The organism is Rhodopirellula maiorica SM1 (genome assembly GCF_000346295.1).
GTDB lineage: Bacteria > Planctomycetota > Planctomycetia > Pirellulales > Pirellulaceae > Novipirellula > Novipirellula maiorica.
On the sequence record NZ_ANOG01000916.1, the window covers coordinates 1 to 2,610 of the forward strand.

A 2,610-nucleotide genomic window follows, 5' to 3' on the forward strand; every position below is an offset into this window, starting at 1 on the left:
CCTTCGCCAGTGCCATCGCCACGGAAGTGCAGAATCGGATTCACCTGTTTACGGTTCAAACATTTGATCGTATCGCTTAACCGGCGTTTGGAATCCTGTTCTGCATGAGGCGGCAGCGGATCATCGATTCGTGCCGGCCAATCCTCTTCTTGAAACGCACTTAAGACGGCTTCCTGATTGTGCGCGGTCCACCTGAATTCTTTGACCGCCACGCCGTTGAACCGCAACTGCCGCCGTTGGGGATCCCAGGTAGGTATGAGAATCGTTTTTGGCATCGCGTCGTCCACCACGGAAGACATCGGCTGAGGGCCAGTCTCTCGCTTTTCAGCACAGCAGGGCGTGGCACCGTAGGGGGGCGCATTGCGAGGAGTGGCGTCGTTAGCGTGACCGTTACCATTCGTCGCGATCATGCAATATTGGCGGGCAAATTCAACGCCCAATTTTGTCAGCACAAAACAGGTACGCTCCGGAAACGTTAAGTCGCCCGTGGGCCGAAACGCGCGACCATCATCACGTTCTAGCGTAATTTCGCATTGATGCTCGACGTAATGGCTTCGCACCAGCCAACGAAAGTCGTTTAAGGTCAACCCATACGATATCAAACGATCAAGTTCAACGGCGAATTCCCAGTAGTCTCCGCTGGTCTGCTCGGCATACGCGACTGCTTCGAGCAAAGAAGTTAATCCGGGGCCAAATCGGTCGGGCAGAAAAGGATTGAGTGAACGGTGATCAGTGTGCACTTTGCCAACTCCAGCGGAATTCTCTGGTTCGCTATCTTCGGAGGATGTTGGATTCGCTTCTCAGCAAGCCCCCCCATCTAGTCCAGCCTAACGCCCCTCCGGTGCAACAACAATAGTCTCTAATTGTAAATTTCGTTAAATAATAGCGACAGCAGTTGTAAATATCGAAATCCGAAGTTTGCTCTTTCGCGTCGGAGACATTTCGGTTCGACAGCGACAGCGGAAATCAGGTCGCTTTAGCGGAAATTCAGCTAGTTTCACAGTTCCCGTACCATCAATGCGCAATTTAAGCGCATCTCCGGTGAATTGCTTGGGACACTCATCATTTGTCCAGTCGTCGGTGAGGTGGCGTCGCCAATCGCACGACCGCAATCGGCTGTCTGCGGGCATCGCGGTCGCATCGCACCAAGCAGAACGGCAGCGAGGTAGAAGTCGTTCCGACGATGAGCCGCCGTGCTGCGAGCCACGGTTCCGACCATCCACCGGTACCAAACGCGACGCAGTGAAGCAATTTTCGCGACAAGAAAAATTCGAATTGATTGTAGCGAAAGTTGCAGAGACTTTCGGCCACGCGAGTAAAACCAAAACTCTCTGCGAGTTTCGCTACGAAGCATTGCTTCATAGCGTTGGCCCAAACGGCTAAAGGGATTTCGCCCGATGATTCCTGACTGCTCAACAATATCCGCCGTTTCGTCCCCAAATGGACTGGTCGGCGTGACTAAAACGCTAGTGTATCGGTGATTTTGTGTGGCTGCATGATTGCGTTGATGTACGGGGTTGCTAAAGTGAGACTCCCTCCCGCAGACCCAATGGCTGAGTCTGCCAATGCATCATAATGCGTCTCCCTAGCTAAAGACGTATTTCCCCGCATTTCAGTTTCCTCGTATTTCATTGGAATCCGTTTATGTATGCCGCTTCGTCTCGTATGACTCTCGCCTTGGCTGCACTTTTAACCCTTTCGTTCGGTACACACGCGATGGCCGAAGACGCCGCGTGGACATCATTGTTCGACGGAAAGACGCTCGACGGTTGGCAGAAGGTTGGCAAAGAGAAAAGCGTTTGGGAAGTCAAAGACGGAGCAATCCAAGGGTCCGGTCCTCAATCGATGCTGGTCACCACCACGGGGCCTTACAAAAACTTTCGTTATCGTGCCGAAGTCAAAATCAACGATGGCGGCAACTCGGGTTTGTATTTCCGCACGACTGCGAAACCAGGCTTCTCGGACGGCTACGAAGCTCAAATCGATAGTACTCACACCGACCCGATCCGTACCGGATCGCTATACGGAATGTGCCATGTCTACAAACAACATGTCAAACCCGACACGTGGTTTACCTACGAAATCGAAGTGCGTGACGATGTCTGGCGTGGCCGCGAGATAACGCGGATCAAAATCACGGTCGATGGCAACGAATTGTACGAATTCCTCGATTTTGAAAAGACCTTCAAAGAAGGCTACTTTGCGTTCCAACAACATGATCCCGGCAGCAAAGTCAGCATCCGTAAGGTCGAAGTGCAGCCGCTGCCGTAATCACCCGGCTCGCATGCAAAAATCAACAAGCGTTTGCGGTCTGTCGCTTTATGCTCATGCCCCCTTCCTATCCGCAAACAAGCCAACCCGCAAACGAGCGTGTCTCTATCGGGCCGAGCGTCTCTATCGAGCAACGCTCCTTTTGTACTGAGCCACATTACCGCGACTTTGAATTTCATTCGACGTCAACGTCGAATGCGGGCTAGGCTCGGTCGTCCAGATTCATTTGCAAAGCGTTGGCGGCAAACCGGATGGTTGCATCAATGGTTCTCAAGTCGAGATTTCACTCGACATGATGGCGAAAAGCTGAAACTGCGTGAACTCTAACGTTTCCTCCCC

General features: G+C 52.4%; 2 protein-coding genes. One reads left to right on the forward strand and one right to left on the reverse strand.

All coding sequences use genetic code 11. From position 1 onward, the window contains the following. The coding region (locus tag RMSM_RS29080; RefSeq protein WP_040770005.1) for a hypothetical protein at positions 1-740 on the reverse strand (740 nt) is incomplete at its 3' end. A gap of 904 nt (positions 741-1,644) precedes the next feature. Here RMSM_RS29080 and RMSM_RS29090 point away from each other — a divergent pair. Then, entirely contained in the window at positions 1,645-2,271 is a 627-nt protein-coding gene (locus tag RMSM_RS29090; protein ID WP_008705798.1) for a 3-keto-disaccharide hydrolase, read from the forward strand. Positions 2,272-2,610 lie beyond the last annotated feature (339 nt).